At 70.8% G+C, this 22951-nt stretch carries 22 protein-coding genes; 15 read left to right on the forward strand and 7 right to left on the reverse strand.

The window, feature by feature from the left end:
- The first annotated feature begins 80 nt into the window (after positions 1-80).
- The 6 genes from ABD298_RS00975 (at position 81) to ABD298_RS01000 (ending at position 6269) form a co-directional block, all read left to right on the forward strand.
- The gene (locus tag ABD298_RS00975) at positions 81-929 is read left to right on the forward strand and encodes an NAD-dependent epimerase/dehydratase family protein (RefSeq protein WP_344297622.1); all 849 of its coding nucleotides are present in this window, start codon (positions 81-83) and stop codon (positions 927-929) included.
- A gap of 199 nt (positions 930-1128) precedes the next feature.
- Entirely contained in the window at positions 1129-2463 is a 1335-nt protein-coding gene (locus ABD298_RS00980; protein ID WP_208712292.1) for an MFS transporter, read from the forward strand.
- Between the two features lie 117 nt (positions 2464-2580).
- Entirely contained in the window at positions 2581-3228 is a 648-nt protein-coding gene (locus tag ABD298_RS00985; RefSeq protein WP_344297626.1) for a GntR family transcriptional regulator, read from the forward strand.
- Positions 3229-3284: 56 nt separating this feature from the next.
- Positions 3285-4073, forward strand: coding sequence for an aspartate/glutamate racemase family protein (locus tag ABD298_RS00990; protein ID WP_344297628.1), 789 nt, complete (start codon positions 3285-3287; stop codon positions 4071-4073).
- Entirely contained in the window at positions 4073-5542 is a 1470-nt protein-coding gene (locus ABD298_RS00995) for an amidohydrolase family protein (protein WP_344297629.1), read from the forward strand. The genes ABD298_RS00990 and ABD298_RS00995 overlap by 1 nt, the downstream gene beginning before the upstream one ends.
- A gap of 1 nt (position 5543) precedes the next feature.
- On the forward strand, positions 5544-6269 hold the full coding sequence (locus ABD298_RS01000; RefSeq protein ID WP_344297631.1) for a maleate cis-trans isomerase family protein: 726 nt from the start codon (positions 5544-5546) through the stop codon (positions 6267-6269).
- A gap of 20 nt (positions 6270-6289) precedes the next feature.
- On the opposite strand, the gene ABD298_RS01005 is transcribed toward ABD298_RS01000, so the two are convergent.
- Positions 6290-6976, reverse strand: coding sequence for an SGNH/GDSL hydrolase family protein (locus ABD298_RS01005; RefSeq protein ID WP_344297633.1), 687 nt, complete (start codon positions 6974-6976; stop codon positions 6290-6292).
- Positions 6977-7268: 292 nt separating this feature from the next.
- On the opposite strand from ABD298_RS01005, the gene ABD298_RS01010 reads away from it, so the two are divergent.
- Complete coding sequence (locus ABD298_RS01010; RefSeq protein WP_344297635.1) at positions 7269-10163, forward strand: chitobiase/beta-hexosaminidase C-terminal domain-containing protein; 2895 nt, start codon at positions 7269-7271, stop codon at positions 10161-10163.
- Here ABD298_RS01010 and ABD298_RS01015 read toward each other — a convergent pair.
- From ABD298_RS01015 to ABD298_RS01040, 6 genes are all read right to left on the reverse strand, one after another.
- Positions 10160-10738 carry a nucleotidyltransferase family protein gene (locus ABD298_RS01015; RefSeq protein WP_344297637.1) on the reverse strand — a complete coding sequence of 193 codons (579 nt, stop codon included), beginning with the start codon at positions 10736-10738 and terminating at the stop codon, positions 10160-10162. The two genes, ABD298_RS01010 and ABD298_RS01015, sit on opposite strands and share 4 nt — an antisense overlap.
- Positions 10739-10823: 85 nt before the next feature.
- Entirely contained in the window at positions 10824-11027 is a 204-nt protein-coding gene (locus ABD298_RS01020; protein WP_208712300.1) for a cold-shock protein, read from the reverse strand.
- 211 nt (positions 11028-11238) lie between these two features.
- The gene (locus ABD298_RS01025; protein WP_344297640.1) at positions 11239-11439 is read right to left on the reverse strand and encodes a hypothetical protein; all 201 of its coding nucleotides are present in this window, start codon (positions 11437-11439) and stop codon (positions 11239-11241) included.
- Positions 11440-11502: 63 nt separating this feature from the next.
- Entirely contained in the window at positions 11503-11673 is a 171-nt protein-coding gene (locus ABD298_RS01030) for a hypothetical protein (protein ID WP_344297642.1), read from the reverse strand.
- A gap of 142 nt (positions 11674-11815) precedes the next feature.
- A complete protein-coding gene (locus tag ABD298_RS01035) occupies positions 11816-12532 on the reverse strand; it encodes a response regulator (RefSeq protein ID WP_344297644.1) in 717 nt (238 codons plus the stop codon).
- Entirely contained in the window at positions 12529-14133 is a 1605-nt protein-coding gene (locus tag ABD298_RS01040; RefSeq protein WP_344297646.1) for a sensor histidine kinase, read from the reverse strand. The genes ABD298_RS01035 and ABD298_RS01040 overlap by 4 nt, the downstream gene beginning before the upstream one ends.
- 132 nt (positions 14134-14265) lie before the next feature.
- On the opposite strand from ABD298_RS01040, the gene ABD298_RS01045 reads away from it, so the two are divergent.
- The 8 genes from ABD298_RS01045 to der all read left to right on the forward strand — a co-directional run.
- Positions 14266-15645, forward strand: coding sequence for a cation:dicarboxylate symporter family transporter (locus ABD298_RS01045; RefSeq protein ID WP_344297648.1), 1380 nt, complete (start codon positions 14266-14268; stop codon positions 15643-15645).
- Between the two features lie 248 nt (positions 15646-15893).
- Complete coding sequence (locus tag ABD298_RS01050; protein WP_208712305.1) at positions 15894-16793, forward strand: ParA family protein; 900 nt, start codon at positions 15894-15896, stop codon at positions 16791-16793.
- Entirely contained in the window at positions 16780-17745 is a 966-nt protein-coding gene (locus ABD298_RS01055; RefSeq protein ID WP_425564273.1) for a segregation and condensation protein A, read from the forward strand. Before ABD298_RS01050 ends, ABD298_RS01055 begins: the two co-directional genes overlap by 14 nt.
- Positions 17735-18292: an SMC-Scp complex subunit ScpB gene (gene scpB, locus ABD298_RS01060; protein WP_344297651.1), complete on the forward strand. Its 558-nt coding sequence runs from the start codon at positions 17735-17737 to the stop codon at positions 18290-18292. The genes ABD298_RS01055 and scpB overlap by 11 nt, the downstream gene beginning before the upstream one ends.
- 128 nt (positions 18293-18420) lie before the next feature.
- Positions 18421-19455 (forward strand): pseudouridine synthase, encoded by a 1035-nt coding sequence (locus ABD298_RS01065; RefSeq protein WP_344297653.1) that lies wholly within the window; start codon positions 18421-18423, stop codon positions 19453-19455.
- A 14-nt stretch (positions 19456-19469) separates the two neighbouring features.
- Entirely contained in the window at positions 19470-20570 is a 1101-nt protein-coding gene (locus ABD298_RS01070) for a prephenate dehydrogenase (protein WP_344297655.1), read from the forward strand.
- On the forward strand, positions 20552-21379 hold the full coding sequence (gene cmk / locus ABD298_RS01075; RefSeq protein WP_344297657.1) for a (d)CMP kinase: 828 nt from the start codon (positions 20552-20554) through the stop codon (positions 21377-21379). Before ABD298_RS01070 ends, cmk begins: the two co-directional genes overlap by 19 nt.
- Positions 21380-21409: 30 nt before the next feature.
- Positions 21410-22951: ribosome biogenesis GTPase Der (der, locus tag ABD298_RS01080; protein WP_344297659.1), on the forward strand; the 1542-nt coding region annotated here is incomplete at its 3' end.

Raw genomic sequence — 22951 nt, forward strand, 5'->3', positions numbered from 1 at the left:
GTGGGGCGTAGCCGTCGACGGTGCAGGCCAGCGAGGATGGTCGGGGCGGCCACCGTGGGCGCCGAGAAAGGGAGTGAACCATGCAGATCGCACTCACCGGCGGAAGCGGGAAGCTCGGGCGGGCGGTGGTCGAGCACCTCCGCAGCGCCGGGCACACCGTGTGGAACCTCGACACGGTGGGGGAGCGCGGCCCGGGCTACGTGCGCATCGACCTCACCGACTACGGCCAGGTCGCCGACGCGCTCGCGGGCATCGACGACCGCCACAGCGGAGTCGACGCCGTCGTGCATCTCGCGGCCATCCCTGCGCCCGGGCTGGCCCCGGACGCCGCGACGTTCCGCAACAACATGCTCGCAACCTACAACGTGTTCCAGGCGGCCCGCCGGGCGGGCGTCAAGCGGATCGTCTATGCCTCGAGCGAGACCGTCCTGGGCCTGCCGTTCGACACGCCGCCTCCGTACATCCCGGTCGACGAGGAGTACCCCGCCCGACCCGAGAGCACCTACTCCCTGGTCAAGCACCTCGAGGAGCAGATGGCCATCCAGCTGTGCCGCTGGGACCCCGAGCTGAGCGTGAGCGCCTTCAGGTTCTCCAACGTCATGGTCCCGGCGGACTATGCCGCCTTCCCGGGCTTCGACGCCGATCCGCGTGGGCGCAAGTGGAACCTCTGGGGATACATCGACGCGCGCGACGGCGCGCAGGCGGTCGAGCGCGCGCTCGAGGGCGCCCGGCCGGGCTTCGAGGCGTACATCATCGCGGCTGCGGACACGGTCATGTCCCGCAGCTCCGCCGACCTCGCTGCCGAGGTGTTCCCCGGGGTGACCGTCACGAAGGAACTCGGCGAGCACGAGACGCTCCTGTCGATCGAGAAGGCCCGCCGCGTCCTCGGGTACGACCCGCAGCACTCCTGGAGGGACGAGGTCGGCTGAGCGGCAGAGCCGCTCGATTCGTATCCCAAGTTGGGATCCCAAACCCTTGACTGTGGTCTGGGACACTGCGTAAGCTCTCTCTTGGGATCCCAAATCGGAATCCCAAGAGAGAGCTCTCCCACACGTTGCGCACCGCCCACCCGGGCTCGGCATCCGCCTGTTCGGCTGCCGCACTTCCCACCGCTGTGAAGGAGGACGTGTGTCCCTTCGAGAAGAAGCCACCGCCCCGCGGCCGCTCGCCAAGGATGGCGGGCAGCCCGCGCCCAAGCGCACCAGTGTGCGCTGGAAGCTGTTCATCCTGCTCCTGGTCCTGGTCACCGTGAACTACGTGGACCGAGGATCGATCTCCGTCGCGCTGCCGGTCATCCAGAAGGAGTTCGACCTCTCGCCCGAACTGGTCGGGCTCCTGCTCTCGGCCTTCTTCTGGACCTATGCGCTCATGCAGGTCCCCGTCGGCTGGCTCATCGACCGCTTCGGCCCCCGCAAGGTCATCACGGCATCCTGTGTCGGCTGGGGCGCGGCGACTGCGGCGTCCGGCATGGCCGGCGGATTCCTGAGCATGTTCATCGCCCGCATGGGCATCGGCGTCACCGAGGCTGGCATCATGCCCGCCGGCGGGAAGCTCAACGCCCTGTGGATGCACTCCAAGGAGCGGGGCCGCGGCGCCACGATCCTCGACGCGGGTGCTCCCCTCGGCGCTGGCGTGGGCGCCGTCATCATCACCTGGCTCATCAGCGCCGCCGGCGGCTGGCGCGCGGCGTTCGTCATCGCCGGCATCGCGACTGTCCTGCTCGGCGCGCTCACCTGGTGGTACATCCGGGACAATCCCCGGGCCCACAAGGCGGTCAACGAGGCGGAGGCCGAGTACATCGAGGCCTCGCACCGGGCCGAGGACGAGGCCGCCGGCGTGAACGGCGAGGCACGCCGCGCGCTCCTGCCCTACCTGAAGTTCCGCTCGTTCTGGGCGATGTGCCTCGGCTGGCTCGGATTCAACGGCGTCTTCTACGGCCTTCTCACCTGGGGCCCGCTCTACCTGTCCCAGGCGAAGGGGTTCGATCTGAAGACCATCGGGTGGTCCACGTTCGTGATCTTCGGCGCCGGGTTCGTCGGAGAGATCCTCGGCGGCACGCTCGCAGACAGGCTCCGTGCCCGCGGGCTGGGGGCGAACCTCGTGATGCGCACGCTCCTGGGCATCTCGAGCGTCATCGTCGCCGGCGGACTCGTCGGGGTCACGGTCGTCTCGGATCCGATCGCCGCGGTCGTGCTCCTCTCCGTGGTCCTCTTCTTCCTGCGGTGGGTGGGCCTGTTCTGGGCCGTGCCCGCGACGCTGGGCGGACGCACGAACGCAGGCGTCCTCGGTGGGGCGATGAACCTCAGCGGTAACATCGCCGGCTTCGTCACCCCGATCGCCGTGGGCTTCATCGTCGGCGCCACCGGGGGCTACACCTGGGCCCTCCTCTACTTCGTCGGCTCGGCGATCGTCATGGGGGTCTCGGTGCTCGCGCTCGACTACAGCAAACGGCTCCCCGTCTGATCCCGGCGGTGCCCGGCCGGCGGGCTGCCGCCGGCCGGGCGCCGCCCCCGTGGTCGAATGGACCACAGCACGAACCGCCACGGCGGGCCGAGGCCCGCACTCACCTGAGGAGCGATCATGGCACAGCCAGTCGAGGAGCCCGCCCGGGACCGCCCGCTGCGGGAGGTCATCCGCGACACGCTGCGCTCGCGGATCTTCGAGGGGTACTACGCCCCCGGGACCCGCCTCATCGAGCGGGACCTCGCCGGAGAGTTCAACGTCTCGAGGCTCCCCGTGCGCGAGGCCCTGCGCATGCTGCAGCAGGAGGGCCTGCTCGCTCCCCGCGCCACGCGGGGCTCGGTGGTGGCAGGGCTCAGCGAGAAGGAGGTCGAGGACCTCTTCGACGTCCGGGCGTCCCTCGAGGTCCTCGCGTGCCGGCTCGCGTCACAGCGCGCCACGCCCGAGGACGTGTCCCGCCTGGAGGCTCTCCTGGACCAGGCGTCGGACGCCCTGCGTCGCGGGAGCGTCCATGAGGCGCACCGGTTCAACAACGACTTCCACGACGAGGTCACGGCGATCGCGGACAACGAGTTCCTCCGGACTGCGCTCGAGCCCCTCCAAGGGCGCATGCACTGGCTCTTCCGGCACGTGACGGACCTGCCTGAGCTCATCCAGGAGCACCGCGACCTCCTCGCCGCGATTGCCAGCGGCGATCCCGACGCCGCCGCGGCCCAGTCCGCACGGCACATCGGCAAGTACCGGGCGCAGTACCCGGACACCGTCTGACTATCCCGACACGGCCTCCGCGAGAGCGCCGGCCGTTCCCCTCAAGGAACCCGTACATGAGACTTCTGGTCATCAACCCCAACATCAGCGAGGACGTGACCGCGCTGATCCGCTCGGAGGCGGAGCGGTCCGCAGCCCCCGCCACCGAACTCGTCGTCCGCACCGCGGGCCACGGTGTCGAGTACATCGAGACGCGCCTCGAATCGCTGATCGCCGCCGGCGCCGTGGCCGAGCTCATCGCCGAGCACGCGGGCCAGGTCGACGGCGTCGTGGTCGCGGCCTTCGGCGATCCGGGCATGCCCGCCCTCAAGGAACTCGCCGACGTCCCGGTGCTCGGGATCACCGAGGCAGCCCTCTGCGCCGCCGCGCTCCAGGGGCACCGGTTCTCGATCATCGCCATCTCGGACCGCATCACCGCCTGGTACCGCGACTGCGTCGAGCGGTTCGGCTTCGGCTCCCGGCTGGCGTCGATCCGCTCGATCACGGAAGCGCTGCGGGGCATCGGCAGCGTCCAGGAGGACTTCCGCCCGACACTCGTCGAACTCGCGCGGCTGGCCGTGGCCGAGGACGGCGCCGACGTCGTGATCCTCGCCGGTGCGCCGCTCGCGGGCCTGGCGCGCGAGGTCGCCGACGAGATCCCCGTTCCCGTCGTGGACGGCATCGGCGCCGGCATCCGGCTCGCCGAGGCCGTGGTCGGGCTCGCCTCGGGCCCCCACCGCGCGGGCTCGTTCGCTGCCCCGCCGCTGAAGCGGCGCAGCGGCCTCTCGCCGGCGCTCGACGCCGCGCTCGACGCGGCCCAGCTCGCCGCCGGCCGCGCGCCCCAGGGCGCGGGGAGCGTGCAGTGATGCCCGGCGTCGCAGACCTCGTCATCGCCAACGGCCTCGTGGTCAACGCGGATTCACGCCGGCTCGCCCATGTCGTGGTCGACGGCGGGCGGGTCACCGCCGTCGTCGACGCCGCCGATCCAGTCCCCGCCGCCGAGCGCACCATCGACGCCTCCGGCCGCGCCGTCATCCCGGGAGGGATCGACGCCCACTGCCACGTGGCGCAGACCACGGGGCGCTGGCGCACCCTGGACGATTTCGCCATCGCCTCCGCGGCAGCGCTGTGGGGAGGGACTACGACCATCCTCGACTTCGGCATTCCGAGGCACTCCTCCGAGACCCCACTGGAAGCGGCGAGGCACAAGCTGGCCCTCGCGGCGGAGTCCCGCTGCGACGTGGCCCTCCATGGGGCCGTCGTCGAGTGGGACGAGACCGTCCCCGCCCAGCTCGAGGAGCTCGCAGCCCTGGGAATCCGGTCCGTCAAGATGTACATGACCAACCGTGGATCCACGATGGCGGACGACGACACGGTGCTGCGGGTCATGCGCGAGATGGTGCGGCTCGACGGCCTCACCTACATCCACGCCGAGCACGACGCCATGATCGTCGACTGCACCCAGGAGCACGCCTCGGCAGGCCGGATCGGGATCGCGCACCTGCACGAGACCCGCCCGGAGCTCGCCGAGGAGGCGTCCGTCCGGGAGGTCCTCGCCCTGGCCGAGTACACGGGGGCCCCCGTCTACTTCGTGCACCAGTCCACGCCCGGGGCGATCGACCTCGTGGCAGAGGCCCGCGCCCGGGGTCTGGACGCGCATTCCGAGACCTGCCCCCACTACCTCGTCCTCGACGACGGCGTCTACTCATCCCAGTTCCCGCACTGGTACGCCTGCTGCCCGCCGATGCGCTCCCCTGAGACCGTCGCGGCGGTCCGCCGGCGCTTCGCCGACGGCTCTGTCCACACCGTCTCGAGCGACCACTCGTGCTACGACCTGACGCAGAAGCGCGAGCGGGCGGACGACATCCGCCAGATGCCCCACGGCCTGCCGGGCGTCGAGACCCGCATGCCGGTCGCCTTCACGGCCCTCGCCGACGCGTGGGCGGACCGGGAGGCGCACGACGGCGCGCGGCTGCTCGAGCGGTTCGTCGACCTCTTCGCGGCCTCGCCCGCGCGGATCAACGCGATCCCCGGAAAGGGAACCATCGCTCCCGGCTACGACGCGGACCTCGTCGTCTTCGATCCTGCCGAGGCGCGGACGGTGGACAGCGCCGCCCTCCACATGGGCACCGACTTCTCCCCGTTCCACGGGCGCGTGCTGCGCGGGTGGCCCCAGACTGTCGTCGCGGGCGGCCGAGTGGTCCTCGATGAGGACGGATTCCACGACCCAGGCCCCGTCGGCCGGTTCGTGGAGCGGCGCGGCTACGCGGAATTCCGGGACGCGTCCGGCACGGGCCTGCACGTCCCCTCCATTGCCGACCAGAGAGGGAACTGAGATGCCCCAGACCCCCCGCCCCATCCGCATCGGGATGATCGTGCCTTCGTCCAACACCTGCCTTGAACCGATGAGCTACCGCCTCCTGGGGGACCGCGAGGACGTCACGATCCATTCCACGCGCATCCCGGTGACCCGGATTGCGCTTGACTCCGGATCCGACAGGCAGTTCGACGTCGGGGCCATGCGCGCCGCCGCAGAGCTCCTCGCTACGGCGGACGTCGACGTCATCGCCTGGAATGGCACCTCGGGGTCATGGCTCGGCGTCGGGCACGACAGGGAGATCGCCGCGGAGATCACGGCCGCCACCGGAATCCCGGCCACGACCTCCACGCTCGCCTACCTCGACGCCTTCGCAGCGTTCGCCATCGGGACCATCGGTCTCTTCACGCCGTACACTGCCGACGTGAACGAGCAGGTGATCGTCCGGTACGCCGAGGCGGGCGTGCGGACCAGCGGGCATCGGGCGCTGGGCCTGAGCGACAACGAGTCCTTCGCGAGAGTCGCCCCGGAAGAGCTCGTCCCCGGCTCTCTCGAGCTCGCCGCCGAGCGCCCGGACGCGCTGGTGTTCCTCTGCACCAACCTCTACGGGGCCCCGGTCGTCTCGGACCTCGAGTCGCGGACAGGGGTCCCCGTCCTCGACTCGGTCGCCGTCACGCTGTGGCGGTGCCTCGATATCGCAGGGGCGCCGCTCCTGGACCCGCGCTGGGGGAAGCTCCTCGCCTGAGGAGCCGTGGAGGATCGCCCTCAGAGCCCGAGGGCGCGGGCCATCTCGTCGCGCAGGTAGTACTGGCCGGCCACGCTCGGGTGGACACCGTCCGGCCCCACGAGGCCGTCCAGCCCGACAAACCACTCCTGCGCTATCGGGTCCACGAAGTCCGCGCCCTCGCGCGCGGCCGCGGCCTCGAGCGTGTCGTGCACCGCGACCCGCTCGGGTTCGGGGTCCGCGGTGTAGGACGGCGGGCCCACGACGACGAGCCGCGCCTTCGGGGAAGATGTCCGAGCGGTCTGCAGTGCCTCGTCGACGGCGGCGCCGAGTTCGGAGTCATCGGCGCCCATGTCGTTCTCCGAGCCGAAGAAGACGACCATCTGGGCATCCGGCCGGGCGGCCTCGGCGACGTGGGAGACGAAGGTCCCGTTGTCGTCGCCCACGGCAAGAAAGCCGTCGCCGTTCTCGGAGGAGTTCACGACGTTGACCCGCCCCATCTCCTCGGCGGAGAGCAGCGTGGGCCAGGCGAAGTCAGGGGAGGTACCGTAGCCGGTGCTCAGGGAGTCCCCGACGACGACCACGTGGAATGCGTCGGCGCGGGGAGGTACTGCGGCGGGGGCCGGCGCCCGCCAGAGCCCGGCCGTGGCGCAGGCTGCCCCGGTGAGGGCCACCGCCGTCAACGCGAACGCCGCGCGCGCGAAGGGGAACCTGGGCGGAGGGGCCATCAGAGCACTCCTCACTGCGCTGTCGGGTCCAATCATCATGACCTAACCATGATCGCAAATGACTGGGGCGCAGAGGCTGTGACCGGGCTGTGGAGTTGAGCACTCTGCGTGTGATTCTGGGGACTTTGATCACTTCCCGCGCATGGCACCCGAGCGTACCCTGATCCGTGGATGTGGCGTTGTCAGGGAGCGGCAACGGGTCTCACATACCGATCTCGGACTCGCCGCAGGGGGCGGAGCCTCCGGGAGCCCGCGCTGCTGCGGGCGCGTTCATCAGTGATTGGGGTTGACCGTGGACACTCAGACGCCTTCGCACCCGGACCGGAGGACACGGTTCCAGCCCTCCCCGAGGGGCGGCTCTGTCCGCAGGATGGCGGCGGCCGTCCTCGCCGCCGTCCTGGGCGCCGCTGCTCTCGTGGGGCTCCAGACGCCGGCACCGGCGCGGAGCGCCACCGCGTGCGCCAACGGGGACATGAACATCGTGGCCCATACCGACGATGACTTGCTCTTCCTGAGCCCTGACTTCATGCGGGACCTCGAAGCGGACCGCTGTTCCCTCACGGTCTTCACCACGGCAGGGGAGGCGGGCGAAGGGGCCTCCTACTGGCAGAGCCTCGAGGCCGGCATCCAGGCGACGTATGCGCAGATGGCCGGCAAGGCGAACTCGTGGGTCGACATCGATGACGGCATCGCCAACCGGGACATCGCGCGGTGGCAGCTGAGCGGCTCCAACATCCAGGTGATGTTCCTCCGCATCCCGGACGGCTTCCCGGACGGTTCGGGCAGCGACACCTACAACTACCAGAGCATCCTCAAGCTCTGGAACGGCACGCTCAGCTCCGTCACACCGGTCGACGGCCGCGCGGCGTACACGAAGTCGCAGCTGGCCAGCATCCTGCTGCAGACCATGCAGTCCTTCAAGCCGACGACGCTGCGCACCCAGGACTGGACCGGCTCCTACACCAATCCCTACGACCACAGCGACCACTGGGCCACGGCGAAGTTCGCGCAGCAGGCCAGCGCCTCCTACACGGCGCCGCACACGCTCACCGGCTACGACGCGTACGTGATCGACGAATACGCCCAGAACGTGTTCGACCCCGAGCTGACCAAGAAGGTGGACGCGTTCGTGACGTTTGCGGGCTACGACCACAACGTCTGCAACTCGCCGGGGGAGGGGTGCCCGGACTCGCCGTACAACGAGTGGCTCAAGCGCGAGTACCCCACCTCGATCCAGTGGACCAAGAACGCCGCCAAGGACTCCGGGACGACGGTCCGGGCGTCCTCCCAGGCGTCCACCACCCAGAGCGCGGACCGTGCCCGCGACGGCTACGCGTGGGGCGCCCCCCAGGCTCCCGGGAAGGAATGGGTCTCCAACGGCGAGAAGACCGGCGCCTGGATCCAGTACACCTTCGGTTCGCCGACCGCCATTTCGATGGTGAACCTGTTCGACCGTCCGCTCGCCGACCAGCAGGTCACGTCGGGTGTGCTCGACTTCTCCGACGGCACGTCGGTGCCGGTCGGCGCGCTCTACAACAACGGCGCCGGCACGACCGTGACGTTCCCGGGCCGGACCGTGACCTCGGTGAAGTTCACCGTCACCGGGGTGAGCCCGACGACGACGGCGGCCGGCCTGGCCGAGTTCGAGGTGTTCAAGGGCGCCGACACCACGGCACCGGTGATCACGGCGACGCCGCCCGGAGGCACCTACCCGTCGGCGCAGACCGTCACGCTGAGCTCGAACGAGCCCTCCACCACGATCCGCTACACGACCGATGGCAGCACGCCGACCGCGTCGAGCCCTGCCTACACCGCGCCGATCACGATAGGCGCGGGGACGCTGAAGTACTTCGGCGTCGACGCGGCGGGCAACACCTCGCAGGTCGCGACCCAGACCTACTCGCTGGCTGACGACAAGACGCCGCCGACCGTGACTGCTGACCCCGCCGCCGGCGCATATCCCGTGGGGACCCTGATCAAGCTGACCGCGAACGAGCCCGCGACCATCCGCTACACGACTGACGGCTCGGATCCCGTGACTGCAGGGACCACCTACACCGGGCCGATCTCACTCGACGCGGCTATGACGCTCAAGTACTTCGCGACGGACAACGCCGGGAATGCCTCGGCGGTTGCCCAGCAGGCGTACACGATCGCCGCCGACACGACGCCGCCGACCATCACGGCGAACCCGCTCACGGGGACCTATCCCTCGGGGCAGCAGATCACACTCTCCTCGAACGAGAGCAAGACAGACATCTACTACACGACCGACGGGTCGACGCCCACCACGGGCAGCACCCTGTACACCGGACCGCTGACGCTGGACCACACGTTCACGCTCTCCTACTTCGGAAGGGATGCCGCGGGGAACGAGTCAACCGTCCAGAGCCAGACCTACACGCTCCAGCCCAAGCCGGTCACACCCTCCTGGCACGACTACACCGGCGATGGCTACGCGGACGTCCTCGCGGCGGACGGCGACCTCCTCAAGCTCTACAAGGGCGACGGTGCCGGCGGCATCGCGGCGGGCGTGCAGGTCGCCACGGGCTGGAGCGGGATGAACGCCACCGTGACGCCGGGCGACTTCAACGGCGACGGCAAGAACGACGTCCTGGCCCGCAGGACCAGCGATGGCGCCCTCTTCCTCTATCCCGGCAACGGTTCGGGCGGCTTCGGCACCCGGGTCCAGGTCGGCTGGGGCTGGAACGTCATGACGGCGGTCCTCTCGCCCGGCGACTTCGACGGCGACGGCAACAGCGACGTCCTGGCACGGGACAGCGGCGGCGCCCTGTGGCTCTACCCGGGCAACGGCACCGGCGGCTGGAAGTCACGCGTCCAGGTTGGCTGGGGCTGGAACGTCATGAACGCGCTCGTCAGCGGCCGCGACTTCAACGGCGACGGCAAGAACGACGTGATCGCCCGCGACACCAATGGTGTCCTGTGGCTCTACCCGGGCGACGGGGCGACGGGCTGGCTCAGCCGCTCCCAGATCGCCACCGGCTGGGGGTCCATGACGGCGATCGCGGCTCCGGGCGACCTCACAGGGGATGGCAAGGCTGACATCATCGCCCGAGACGGCAGCGGTGTCCTCTGGCTCTACCCGGGCACCGGCACGGGCGGCATCGACGTGAACGGGCGCACACAGCTCGGGACGGGGTGGGGTGCCTTGAAGCTCATCTCCTAGCCGGGCGAGGTCTGGGGACCCGGCAGGTCGATGTCGAGGTCCCCGCCGAGGCCCGTGCAGTCCACCGCTTCTGCCCCGTGCGCGGCGAGGTAGGGGCCGGCGCCCCGGTCGCCGGCGAGCTCGGCGAGGAGCGGTGCCCAGTGGTCCCGCCCGATGAGCACGGGGTGCCCTGGGCGCCCGCCGTACTCCGCGCGGCGGAGCGAGCCCGGGCCGACGGGGCCGGCGAGGACCTTCCTCAACGCCTCGTCCTGCAGCGAGGGCAGGTCGACGAGGGTCACGAGCACCGCATCCGGACGCGGGCCGAGCGCTGCCGCGGCCTCGATGCCGGCACGGAGCGAAGCCGCCATGCCGGAGGCCCAAGCGGGCGCGACGACGGGGACGATCCTCGGATCGGCTGGCAGGAGCTGGCGTGCCTCCTCAGCGGCAGCGCCGAGCACGGCGAGCACGCGCGCACAGCCTGCCGACAGCGGAAGCAGGGCCGCCCGCGCGAGCCAGGGGCCGCCGTCGTCCGCCACCAATGCCTTGGGACACCCCATCCTGCGGCCGGCGCCCGCCGCGAGCACGAGACCGACCACCTGCGCAGACGCCGGAGGGCCGGCAGCGGGAAGCTGCCGGCCCTCTGGGAGACCGCGATGCGTCAACCGATTGGTCAGACGCAGATCAGAGCGGGCGGACCTTGGCGGCCTGGAGGCCCTTCGGGCCCTGCTGGGCCTCGAACTCGACCTTCTGGCCTTCCTGGAGCTCGCGGTAGCCCTTGGACTCGATCGCGGAGAAGTGCACGAAGATGTCCGCGCCGTTGTCATCGGGCGCGATGAACCCGAAGCCCTTTTCACTGTTGAACCACTTGACGGTGCCAGTTGCCATACGTCCTCCTCGGGACGGGTGCAGCCTCGGCCTTCGGGGCTGCTCGCAGCGGTGTCCAGAAACCGCCAAGCAAGCACGGCCCCGGCCTCCGGCGGAGGATGGGCGCCGTGCAGACACAACGTGAAACACAACGACTACAGCCCAACCCTACAGGAGCAGAAAGGGGTCCGGCCAGTAGCGGACGTGTCCCCACGACGAGTCGGAAGGCTGCCTAGTCGAGGCCTCGCTCGATGTCCGGGTTCTCCTCTTCGACGTCGAGCTCGATCAGCCGGTGCGGGTCGTGCAGAGGGTCGATCTCATCCATCGTCTCGGGGTTGTCGCTGGACCCCTCCGGGGCCTGGCTGTCCCTGCCATCCAAGGGCTCGGTGAGGTCGTCGTCTTCGGTGTTGCCGTAGTCGAGGCTGTGCGTCATGGCTCCTCTTCTCTTCGTTCCCGCCGGGGCCCGTCCTGGTCCGGCACTGTGTACGCTGCTGCGTCAGCCCGCATCGAAGCGCTCGTCGTCGGTCTCGTCGGCATCGCGGTCATTGCCCGAACCGTCGGGCAGGGAGTCGATGTCGGGAAGCACAGGCTCCGGTGCCTCGCGGGCCTCGGCCGTCGCGGTGGCCGCGCCGTTGGGCTCGACCAGTTCGGGGCTCTCGCTGCTCATCGCTGCTCCTTTCCGTCGCCGGGAAGCCGCGCGCGGCTCCATGATTCAACGGTAGGCCCGTCCATCGTCGAGCGACAGGAGCCAAGGGCCCTGTCTGCGGCGCGCCGCGTGTGCGGCGCCGACCGGTTCCCCGGACGGCCGCCTAGCCCGCCCAGCGGTACTCCTTCTCCGGTCGCCCGGGGGTGCCGTACCGGGCGGAGCGCGTCAGCTCGCCGGCGTCGGACAGGTACTCGAGGTAGCGGCGTGCCGTCACGCGCGAGATGCCCACAGCCTCCGTCAGCTCCGAGGCGGAGACGGCGTCGCCGCGTGTGCGCAGGTAGTCCCGGACGGCCTCGAGGGTGTGCGCCGAGAGGCCCTTCGGCAGCGGCTTGGACACCGGCGCGCGCAGCGCGGCAAGCGCCTCGTCCACGGCGGCCTGCGAGGTCGGTCCGGCGTGCCCGGCCAGCGCCTGGCGGTACACCCGGTAGTGCTCCAGACGCTCGGCGAAGGCCGCGAACGTGAACGGCTTGATGAGGTAGTGCACGACCCCCACCGAGATCGCGCGCCTCACCACGGGCAGCTCGCGGACCGCGGTGATTGCGATGATGTCCACGGGATGCCCCGCCGCCCGCAGGCGCCGGCCCACGTCGAGGCCATGGAGGTCCGGGAGGTTCATGTCGAGCAGGACGAGGTCCACCGGTGTCCCCGCCGCGGCGAGCTGGCCCGCGAGGCGGAGGGCCGACGCGCCGTCGTGCGCCGTGCCGGCATGGACGAAGCCCGGCACCCGCCCGATGTAGGCCGCGTGGGCGTCCGCCACGATCGGCTCGTCCTCGACGACGAGCACCCGGATGGCCCGGGTTGCCTCTGCTGCCTGGGTCACGGCACGTGCTCCTTCCGGGGCAGGACGACGGTGAAGACCGCACCCTTGCCGGGCGTCAGGGCCAGGGACCCGCCGAGCCGCTCCACGGAGCGCTTGACGAGCGCGAGGCCCAGCCCCCGGCCCGGGCCCGTGTGCGGCTTGGTCGAGTACCCGTACTGGAGGATCCGGTCGGCTTCCTCCGCCGGCACGCCCGTTCCGCTGTCCGCCACCTCGATCACGACGTCGTCGCCCTCCTCCGCGATCCCGAGCGACACCCAGCGCGGCGGCTCGCCGGCGGCCGCGGCGTCGATCGCGTTGTCGACGAGGTTGCCGACGATGGTCACGAGGTCCTGCGGCGCCATGCCGGATCCGGCCAGCGTCGCGGACGCGTCGGCGTCGAGGCGCACGCCGCGCTCATTGGCCTGGGCGGCCTTGCCCATGACGAGCGCGGCGAGGACGGGCTCGTCGAGGGAGACCACGAGCTCGTCGGCCAGGGACTGGCTCAGCTTCAGGTCCTCGGTGGCGAACGAGAGTGCCTCCGCGGTGCGCCCGAGCTCAAGCAGCGAGACGATCGTGTGGAGCCGGTTCCCGTGCTCGTGGGCCTGGCTGCGGAGGGCGTCAGAGAGCGTGCGCAGCGTCTCGAGCTCGCTGCCGAGCGCGGCGATCTCGGTCCGGTCCCGGAGGGTCGCGACCGCGCCGATCACCTTCGGGCGCCGCCCCTCGCGGATGGTCGCCGGTTCCTGGTTGACCACGAGCACGCGGTCGGACGTCAGGTGGATCTCGTCGTGGGCGCTGCGGCCGCTGGCCAGCAGCTCGCGCAGGCTTTCGGGCAGCGCGAGGCCCTCCAGCCCGGCCGGCTCCGCGCCGTCATCGTGCTCGGGCAGGCCCAGGAGGCGCGAGGCCTGGTCGTTGCGGATCACCACCCTGCCCCGCCGGTCCACGAGCATCACGCCCTCCCGGACCGAGTGCAGCACCGACTCGTAGTACGCGAACAGCTGGCCCAGCTCCTCCGGGCCGTAGCCGCGGGTGACGCGGGACAGGTACCGGCCGAGGCCGAGCGAGCCGAGCGACCCGAGGGCGAGCACGACGGCGGCGATCGCCAGGAGCGCCGGGAGCCGGCCCGCGGCGGCCACCTCGAGCGCGCTCACGCGGACGCCGGCCGAGACCATGCCGATGACCTTGCCCCCGTCGACGACCGGGACGATCGACCGGACCGAGGGCCCCAGCGTCCCCGTGTACGTCTCCGTGAGGGCGTGCCCCGCGAGCGCCTCGTCCACGCTCCCGAGATACTTCCCGCCGATCTGCTCGGGACTTGCGTGGGTCCAGCGGGTCCGGTCCGGAGCCATGATCGTGACGAAGTCCAGGTCCGCGTCCTGGATGACCTGCTCGGCGTAGGGCTGCAGGACGGGGGAGGGGTCCCTCGTCGCCGCGTTCCGCGCGGCGTCGATGACGAACGGGCTGTCGGCGATGGCCTCCGCCGTCGAGAGCGTCCGCCGGCCGGCGTTCTGATGGGTCTGGTCTCGGGCGTCGACGTACATGGCCGTCCCGATGAACGCGGTCAGCGCCACGACGGCGAGGACCAGGATCGCGAGGAGCCTGCTCGCGAGGCTCATCCTCCTCATGCTGGTCCTTTCGATGTCGCGCGTTTCCTGTGACCAATATGACCGCAACGGTGAGGTCTGTCACAGCGGGCGAAAGAGTAGGGGGTGAACAGGCCCACACCGGGCCCCAGCCAAGGTATCAAGGAGCATCCCGTGGCAACGTCGCCAACGGCACCCGAGCGGGCGCCCGCCAAGAAGCCTGCCGACCGCACGCACGTCCTCTACATCGCCGTCATCGTCGCCGTCGTGCTCGGCGTCGTCGTCGGCCTCCTCTTCCCCGGCAAGGACGGGTTCGCCGCGGACCTCAAGCCGCTCGGGGACGGATTCGTGGCCCTCATCAAGATGATGATCGCCCCGGTCATCTTCTGCACGATCGTGCTGGGCATCGGCTCGATCGCGAAGGCCGCCACCGTCGGCAAGGTCGGCGGGCTCGCCCTCCTGTACTTCATGGTCATGAGCACCTTCGCGCTCGCGATCGGCCTCGTGGTGGGCAACTTCATCCACCCGGGCGAGGGCCTGAACCTCAAGGACGCCACGTACAAGGCGACCGAGTCCGCGGACACCACCAACTTCCTGCTGGGCATCATCCCCAAGACGCTCGTGTCCTCCCTGACCTCGGGCGAGATCCTCCAGACGCTCTTCGTGGCGCTCCTCGTCGGCTTCGCGCTCCAGCGCATGGGCAAGACCGGCGCGATGCTGCTCGAGTTCATCCGCCAGGCGCAGGTGCTCGTGTTCCGCATCCTCATCATGATCATGTGGCTGGCCCCGATCGGCGCCTTCGGTGCCATCGCCGCCGTGGTCGGCGCCACCGGCTGGAAGGCCGTCCTGAGCCTGCTGACGCTGATGGTCGCCTTCTACATCACGTGCATCCTGTTCATCGTCTTCATCCTCGGCACGATCCTGAAGGTCGTCTCGGGCGTGAACATCTTCAAGCTCATGAAGTACCTGGGCCGCGAGTACCTCATCATCGTCTCGACGTCCTCCTCCGAGGCCGCCCTGCCGCGCCTCATCGCCAAGATGGAGCACCTCGGCGTCTCCAAGCCGGTCGTCGGCGTGACGGTTCCGACGGGCTACTCGTTCAACCTCGACGGCACCGCGATCTACCTGACGATGGCGTCCCTGTTCATCGCCACGGCCATGGGCCAGCCTCTCGCCCTGGGCGAGCAGATCGGGCTCCTCGTGTTCATGATCATCGCCTCCAAGGGCGCGGCCGGCGTCTCCGGCGCTGGCCTCGCGACCCTCGCCGGCGGCCTCCAGGCGCATGCGCCCCAGCTCGTGGGCGGCGTCTCGTTCATCGTCGGCATCGACCGCTTCATGTCCGAGGCCCGCGCGCTGACCAACTTCACGGGCAACGCCGTCGCGACCGTCCTGATGGGCACGTGGACCCGGGAGATCGACACGGACCGTGTCGGCGAGGTCCTCTCGGGCCGGCGGCCCTTCGACGAGACGACCATGCTCGCCGGCCACGGCCACGGCGGCGAGCCCGAGAGCGAGGACGTCGTCGGCGCCGCGGGCGAGCCGGCCCGCACCTGACCCGCCCCGTCTGAGGGTCACCTCCTGAGGGTCACTTCCCGTGGGTCTTTGCCTGGCATCGACCCGCCGGAGGTGGCCCTCAGCCGTGCCCGGAGGGGAAACCTTGAAGTTCCAGTTGAAGGTGAGGCGCGCCGGAGGGGCATTTGTCAAGGTCCCCGGGATGCGTGTTGCCGCTGTGTAGGCTGAGGACTCAAGGACGCCCGCCGGCAAGCCAGCCCAGCAAGCGAATCGAAAGTGTGGATGGTTACGTGAGCACAGAGCAGAGCGCAGCGACTCTGGACGGCATTTCCGCAGACATCGCCGGGACCGAGCTCGGCCCCACGGGGCGGCCCCTGCGCGAGTTCCCCGAGCCCGCGCCCCTGTCCTCCCACGGCCCGGCCCGCATCATCGCGATGGTCAACCAGAAGGGCGGCGTCGGCAAGACCACCTCGGCCATCAACCTCGCCGCCGCACTCGCGGAGTACGGCCGCAAGGTCCTGATCGTCGACTTCGACCCGCAGGGTGCGGCCTCGGCCGGCTTCGGCATCAACCCCCACGAGCTCGAGACGACCGTCTACAACGTCATGATGGACCGCCACGTCGATGTCCACTCGGCGATCCGGCACACCGAGGTCGAGAATGTCGACCTCCTCCCGGCGAACATCGACCTCTCGGCGGCCGAAGTCCAGCTCGTGACCGAGGTTGCGCGCGAACAGGTCCTCGCTGGTGCGCTGCGGCGCGTCGAGGACGAGTACGACGTCATCCTCATCGACTGCCAGCCCTCCCTGGGCCTCCTGACGGTCAACGCGCTCACGGCCGCGCACGGCGTCGTGATCCCGCTCATCTGCGAGTTCTTCGCCCTGCGCGCGGTGGCCCTGCTCGTCGAGACGATCGAGAAGGTCCAGGACCGCCTGAACCCGCGCCTCACCGTGGACGGCGTCCTGGCCACGATGTACGACGCCCGCACGCTCCACTCCCGCGAGGTGCTCGCCCGGCTCGTCGAGGCCTTCGGCGACAAGGTCTTCGACACGGTCATCAAGCGCACCATCAAGTTCGCGGATGCGACCGTCGCCGCCGAGCCGATCACCCGCTACGCGTCCAACCACCCGGGCGCCGAGGCGTACCGCCGGCTGGCCCGCGAGCTCGTGGCCCGCGGTGGCGCCCCCTAGCCAGGAGGCGGGGGCGGCGCACGACGCCGCGCGGCCGGCATCCGCGGACCTCTCGCCCGAGCTTCCCGGCGACCAGCCGTCCGGGAACCACGGCGGGTTCGAGGTCCGCCTCGAGAACTTCACCGGCCCGTTCGACCTGCTCCTCGGACTCATCGCGAAACACCGTCTCGACATCACCGAGGTGGCCCTGGCGACCGTCACGGACGACTTCATCGCGTATATCCGGGCGCTACAAGAGCGCGGCGAGGACTGGGCCCTGGACGAGGCGAGCGAGTTCCTCGTCATCGCCGCGACCCTCCTGGACCTCAAGGCCGCCCGCCTGCTTCCCGCCGGGGAGGTCGAGGACGAGGAGGACGTGGCCCGGCTCGAGGCCCGGGACCTCCTGTTCGCGCGCCTCCTGCAGTACAGGGCCTTCAAGGAGATCGCAGCGGTCTTCGCCTCGACCCTCGAGGAGGAGGGCCGCCGCTACCCCCGGACCGTGACCCTTGAGCCGTCCTTCGCCGCGCTCCTGCCCGAGCTCGTGTGGCAGCACACCCCCGAGCAGTTCGCGGCCATTGCCGCAAAGGCGTTCGCGCCGAAGGAGGAGCCGCCGAGCGAGGTCGGCGTGGGGCACCTCCACGCTCCTCCCGTGAGCGTGCGCGAGCAGGCCGAGCTCATCGGGCTGCGCCTGCAGGCTGCCGGCCCCCTGAGCTTCCGAGCTCTCACGGCGGACGCCGCGAGCCGGCTGGTCGTCGTCGTGCGCTTCCTCGCGCTGCTCGAGCTTTTCCGCGACCGTGCGGTGGCGTTCGAGCAGGCTGCCCCGCTGGCGGAGCTGAGCGTGCGCTGGACCGCCGCCGCGAGCTGGACCTCGGAGGGGATGGGCGAGGAGTACGACGGCGCCGCCACCATCCCCGCCGTGCCGGGCGGCATGTCCGAGAACGACGAGACCTGGGAGGACGACCATGGCGGATGAGGGCAGGATCGGAGCCGCGCTCGAGGCGGTGCTCATGGTGGTCGACGAACCGGTGAGCGCGGCCGAGCTCGCGAGCGTCCTCGACGTGCCGCAGCCGGAGGTCGAGGCCCACCTCTCCCGCCTCGCGGGGGAGTACGACCGGCAGGGACGCGGATTCGAACTGCGGTCCGTGGCCGGGGGATGGCGCTTCTACTCGCGGCCCGACTTCGCGGAGGTCGTGTCCCGCTACGTCATCGACGGGCAGACCGCGCGGCTCACGCAGGCTGCGCTCGAGACGCTCGCCGTCATCGCGTACCGCCAGCCTGTGGCGCGCTCGCGGGTCGCCGCGATCCGGGGAGTCAATGTCGACTCGGTTGTCAAGACGCTCGTGACCCGCGGACTCGTCGAGGAGGCCGGCACGGACCCCGAGTCGGGGGCCATCCTGTACTCCACGACCTCCTACTTCCTCGAGCGGCTCGGGATCGGCTCCGTGGCCGAGCTGCCCCAGATCTCCCCGCACCTCCCGGGGCTCGAGGAGCTCGGCTCGATTGACGGCGCCTACCCCTGACCGCGTGCCGACGGGGCGCTGAGCGGCCGATCCGGTATCCTTGACTGCGGGCATTCGCCCTCACCTACCAACGCGTCCCTCCGGCCTCCCCGGATTCCCGGGCGCTTCATACTGCAAAGGCATTGGTCATGACACAGGCGGGACGCCAGGGTTCACCCAACGGAGGAAACCCTCGCAGGAACGGTTCATCGGGCGCCGGCTCGCGCGGCGGCGCCGCGCGCGGAGGCGCGAAGGGTGCACCCAAGTCGCCAGCGCGCAAGCGGGGCGATCGCCCCCAGGCCAAGGGATCCGGGGCGGCGCCGTTCGCGGGGGAGCGCTTCGGGAAGAACCTCGGCCCCGTCCGCAGGGACAAGCCGCAGCGGGACTCCGCCGGGGGGCGCAAGTCGCCCACCCCGCTGCCCCAGCACACGCCGCGGTCGCGGGCGGAGATGAGCGAGGACGGCGTGCGCCTGCAGAAGGTCATGGCCAACGCAGGCGTCGCGTCGCGCCGCGTCTGCGAGGAGCTCATCGCCGAGGGCCGCGTCGAGGTGAACGGGCAGATCGTCACCGAGCTCGGTTCGCGGGTCAATCCTGAGACCGATGTCATCCACGTGGACGGCGTGCGGGTCCAGACCAACGAGCACCTCGTCTACATGGCGTTCAACAAGCCGCGCGGGGTCGTGTCCACGATGGACGACCCCGAGGGACGGCCGTGCATCTCCGACTACCTCCGCCCTGGCTCGCCGGAGCGGCTGTTCCACGTCGGCCGGCTCGACACGAACACCGAGGGCCTGCTGCTCCTGACCAACGACGGCGAGCTCGCGAACCGGCTCACGCACCCCTCCTACGAGGTCCCCAAGACCTACGTCGTCCAGGTGCGCGGCCCGATGCCACAGGGCGTGGGCGCCCAGCTGCGCCGCGGCGTCGAGCTCGAGGACGGCCTCGCGAAGGTCGACTCGTTCCGGCTCGTCGACTCGACCCCCGGCTTCGTGCTGTGTGAGGTCGTGCTCCACTCCGGCAAGAACCGGATCGTGCGCCGCATGTTCGACGCCGTCGGGTTCCCCGTGCAGCGCCTCGTGCGCGCCAAGATCGGCCCCATCGGCCTCGGTGACCAGAAGCAGGGCACCGTCCGCCGCCTCGGCAAGCAGGAGATCGGCCACCTCATGGCGGCCGTGGGTCTCTGATCCGGGACGAGAGAATGGCTGTCACCCACCTCCACGGGCCCGTCGTCGTGATCGGCACGGGCCTCCTCGGGACGAGCATCGGGCTCGGCCTCGAGCACCGGGGCGTGCCGGTGTTCCTCGAGGACCCGTCGCCCACCAACCAGGCCGTCGCCGTCGACATCGGAGCAGGACGGCCGGTCGCGGAGCTGGACGCGGACCCCGGTGCGCAGCCCGAGGTCGTCGTCGTCGCTGCGCCGCCGGACGTGACCGCCGACGTCGTCGCGCGTTCCCTCCAGCGGTGGCCGCGCGCCGTCGTCGTGGACATCGCGAGCGTCAAGGGCGCGATCCTCGCCGACCTCCGGGGACGCGGGCTGGACCTGTCCCGCTACGTGGGCACGCACCCCATGGCCGGGCGGGAGAAGTCCGGGCCGGTTGCCGCCCGCGGCGAGCTGTTCACGTCGATGCCCTGGGTCGTGTGTTCCGGAGCGGAGGCGGCGCCCGACGCCGTCCGCGCGGCCAAGGCGCTCGGTGCGGACCTCGGCGCCATGGTGGTCGAGTTCGGCCCCGAGGAGCACGACGAGGCGGTGGCCCTCGTGAGCCACCTCCCGCAGGTCATGTCCTCGCTGCTCGCCTCGCGGCTGCAGGGCACGGACCTGCGCCTGCTCGCCCTCGCGGGCAATGGGCTCCGCGACACCACGAGGATCGCCGCGAGCGACCCGGGCCTGTGGGTGCAGATCCTCGGGGCGAACGCGCCGAAGATCGTCGAGCACCTCTACGGCGTCCGCGAGGACATCGAGCGGCTCATCCGCACTCTCGAGGCACCGGCGGCGCCGGGTGCGCGGCTCGACCTCGCGCAGCTCATGACGGAGGGCAATGCCGGGCAGGCGCGGATCCCGGGCAAGCACGGCGGTCCGCCGCAGGCCTTCGCGTGGCTCACGGTGCTCGTGGACGACCGCCCGGGCCAGATCGCCAAGCTCCTGACGGAGATCGGCGAGATCGGGGTGAACCTCGAAGACCTCCGCCTCGACCATTCGTCGGGGCGGAACGTGGGCATGGTGGAGATCTCCGTGCTCCCGAGCAAGCACGATGCACTGGTAACGGAACTGGAGGAGCGCGGATGGCGGGTACTGCAATGAGCGCGCGGCAGGATGCGCAGCACGGTGGGTCGTTGAGCTCGGCGAGCACGTCCGAGGGGACCTCCGTTCGGTACACCCCGGGACCCGGCGGCCGTCCGGCGCATTCGGGCCAGCCGCTGCGCGTGGGCCGCCCCCTCGTCGTCGCGATCGACGGGCCCTCAGGCTCGGGGAAGTCGAGCATCTCCAAGGAGGTGGCGCGCCGGCTGCGGCTCGCCTACCTCGACACGGGGGCAATGTACCGGGCCGTGGCCTGGGACTGCCTCGAGCGGGGCCTCGACCTCGCCGACGGCGCCCTCGTCGAAGCCGCCGCGCGGGCGCTCGACCTCGAGCTGAGCACGAGTGCCGACGCCGAGCGCGTCGTCGTGCGCGGCCACGACGTGACCGCGGCGATCCGCGAGCCGCGGATCTCCTCCGCGGTGAGTGCCGTCGCCACGAATCTCGGCGTGCGCGACGAGCTCATCCGCCGCCAGCGCGCCCTCCTCGCCGCCCACGGCCGCCGCATGGTGGTCGAAGGCCGGGACATCACCACCGTCGTGGCGCGCGACGCCGAGGTGCGGCTCCTGCTGACCGCCTCCGAGGAGGCACGCATGCGCCGCCGTGGCGCCCAACTCGGCGGGACCCAGACCGCGGAGCAGCTGCACGAGCAGGTCGTCGCGCGGGACGCGAAGGATTCGACCGTCGCAAGCTTCACCCAGGCCGCGGACGGCGTCTTCACCGTCGACTCGTCCGACCTGGACTTCGACCAGACCGTCGACGCCGTGCTCGGCGTCGTGCACGCGGCCGTCGGCGGCCGCCCGGCCGGCGCCTGAGCCGGCCCCCAGACATTCAAGGAGACTCACATGACTGAATCCGTGGAAACCGGATCCTCATCGGCCCAGGACGACGAGTTCGTGCCCGAGGGCACCGACGAGGTCGCCGAGCACCTCGCCGCGATGGACGACTCCGAGGCGGAGCAGCGCGCTGCGACGCTCCGGGCCGGCCTGGACGACTACGAGCTCGACGACGAGGACGCGCGCCTCCTCGCGGGCCTCGGCGAGGAGTGGGACCCCGACGCGCCCACGCGCATGGACCCCGTCCTCGCGATCATCGGCCGCCCGAACGTGGGCAAGTCCACGCTGGTGAACCGCATCATCGGCCGCCGCGAGGCGGTCGTCGAGGACGTCCCCGGCGTCACCCGCGACCGCGTGTCCTACCCGGCAGAGTGGAACGGGCGGAAGTTCACGCTCGTCGACACCGGCGGGTGGGAGCGCGACGCCAGGGGCATCCACGCCATGGTGGCCGAGCAGGCCGAGATCGCCGTCGGCCTGGCCGACGCCGTCATGTTCGTGGTCGACTCCACAGTAGGGGCCACCGCCACCGACGAGGCGGTCATGCGCATGCTGCGCAAGTCCAAGAAGCCGGTCCTGCTCGTGGCCAACAAGGTCGACGACTTCGCACAGGAAGCCGACGCCTCGGTCCTGTGGGGCCTCGGCTTCGGCCAGCCGTGGCCCGTCTCGGCGCTGCACGGCCGCGGCGTCGCCGACCTCCTCGACGCCGCCCTGAAGGTGCTGCCGGAGTTCTCGGCCGTCGCCGGGGTCGAACGCTCGGGCGGCCCGCGCCGTGTGGCCCTCATCGGCCGTCCCAACGTGGGCAAGTCCTCGCTCCTGAACAAGCTCGCCGGCTCGGAGCGAGCGGTTGTGAACGAGATGGCCGGGACCACGCGCGACCCGATCGACGAGTACATCGAGCTCGGCGGCAAGACGTGGCGCTTCGTCGACACGGCGGGCATCCGCCGCCGCCAGCACATGTCCCAGGGCGCGGAGTACTACGCGTCCCTCCGGACGCAGGCCGCGCTCGAGAAGGCGGAGGTCGCCGTCGTGCTCCTCGCCGCGGACGAGGTGCTCGCGGAGCAGGACGTGCGCATCCTCAACCTCGCGATCGAGTCGGGGCGCGCGCTCGTGATCGCATTCAACAAGTGGGACCTCATGGACGACGAGCGGCGCCGCTGGCTCGAGCGTGAGATCGAGAAGGACCTCGCCCACGTCGAGTGGGCTCCGCGCGTGAACATCTCGGCGAAGACGGGCTGGCACCGGGACCGCCTCGTGCCGGCGCTCGAGAAGGCGCTCGAGGGATGGGACACCCGCATCCCGACCGGTCGGCTCAACGCGTTCCTGGGCGAGCTCGTGGCCGCGCACCCGCACCCCGTGCGCGGCGGCAAGCAGCCGCGCATCCTGTTCGGGACCCAGGCGCAGAGCCGCCCGCCGAAGTTCGTCCTGTTCACCACCGGGTTCCTGGACCCGGGCTACCGCCGCTTCATCACGCGCCGGCTGCGCGAGACGTTCGGCTTCGAGGGCACCCCGATCGAGATCGGGATGCGCGTGCGCGAGAGGCGCTCGAAGAAG

The organism is Sinomonas flava, from assembly GCF_039531875.1.
Taxonomy (GTDB): Bacteria; Actinomycetota; Actinomycetes; order Actinomycetales; family Micrococcaceae; genus Sinomonas; species Sinomonas flava.

Excerpts from the sequence above, each read along its gene's own strand:
- ABD298_RS00975 (WP_344297622.1), top strand. The coding sequence starts at position 81 with ATGCAGATCGCACTCACCGGCGGAAGCGGGAAGCTCGGGCGGGCGGTG.
- ABD298_RS00985 (WP_344297626.1), top strand. The coding sequence starts at position 2,581 with ATGGCACAGCCAGTCGAGGAGCCCGCCCGGGACCGCCCGCTGCGGGAG.
- ABD298_RS00990 (WP_344297628.1), top strand. The coding sequence starts at position 3,285 with ATGAGACTTCTGGTCATCAACCCCAACATCAGCGAGGACGTGACCGCG.
- ABD298_RS00995 (WP_344297629.1), top strand. The coding sequence starts at position 4,073 with ATGCCCGGCGTCGCAGACCTCGTCATCGCCAACGGCCTCGTGGTCAAC.
- ABD298_RS01000 (WP_344297631.1), top strand. The coding sequence starts at position 5,544 with ATGCCCCAGACCCCCCGCCCCATCCGCATCGGGATGATCGTGCCTTCG.
- ABD298_RS01005 (WP_344297633.1), bottom strand. The coding sequence starts at position 6,976 with ATGGCCCCTCCGCCCAGGTTCCCCTTCGCGCGCGCGGCGTTCGCGTTG.
- ABD298_RS01020 (WP_208712300.1), bottom strand. The coding sequence starts at position 11,027 with ATGGCAACTGGCACCGTCAAGTGGTTCAACAGTGAAAAGGGCTTCGGG.
- ABD298_RS01025 (WP_344297640.1), bottom strand. The coding sequence starts at position 11,439 with ATGACGCACAGCCTCGACTACGGCAACACCGAAGACGACGACCTCACC.
- ABD298_RS01030 (WP_344297642.1), bottom strand. The coding sequence starts at position 11,673 with ATGAGCAGCGAGAGCCCCGAACTGGTCGAGCCCAACGGCGCGGCCACC.
- ABD298_RS01040 (WP_344297646.1), bottom strand. The coding sequence starts at position 14,133 with ATGAGGAGGATGAGCCTCGCGAGCAGGCTCCTCGCGATCCTGGTCCTC.
- scpB (WP_344297651.1), top strand. The coding sequence starts at position 17,735 with ATGGCGGATGAGGGCAGGATCGGAGCCGCGCTCGAGGCGGTGCTCATG.
- ABD298_RS01065 (WP_344297653.1), top strand. The coding sequence starts at position 18,421 with ATGACACAGGCGGGACGCCAGGGTTCACCCAACGGAGGAAACCCTCGC.
- ABD298_RS01070 (WP_344297655.1), top strand. The coding sequence starts at position 19,470 with ATGGCTGTCACCCACCTCCACGGGCCCGTCGTCGTGATCGGCACGGGC.
- cmk (WP_344297657.1), top strand. The coding sequence starts at position 20,552 with ATGGCGGGTACTGCAATGAGCGCGCGGCAGGATGCGCAGCACGGTGGG.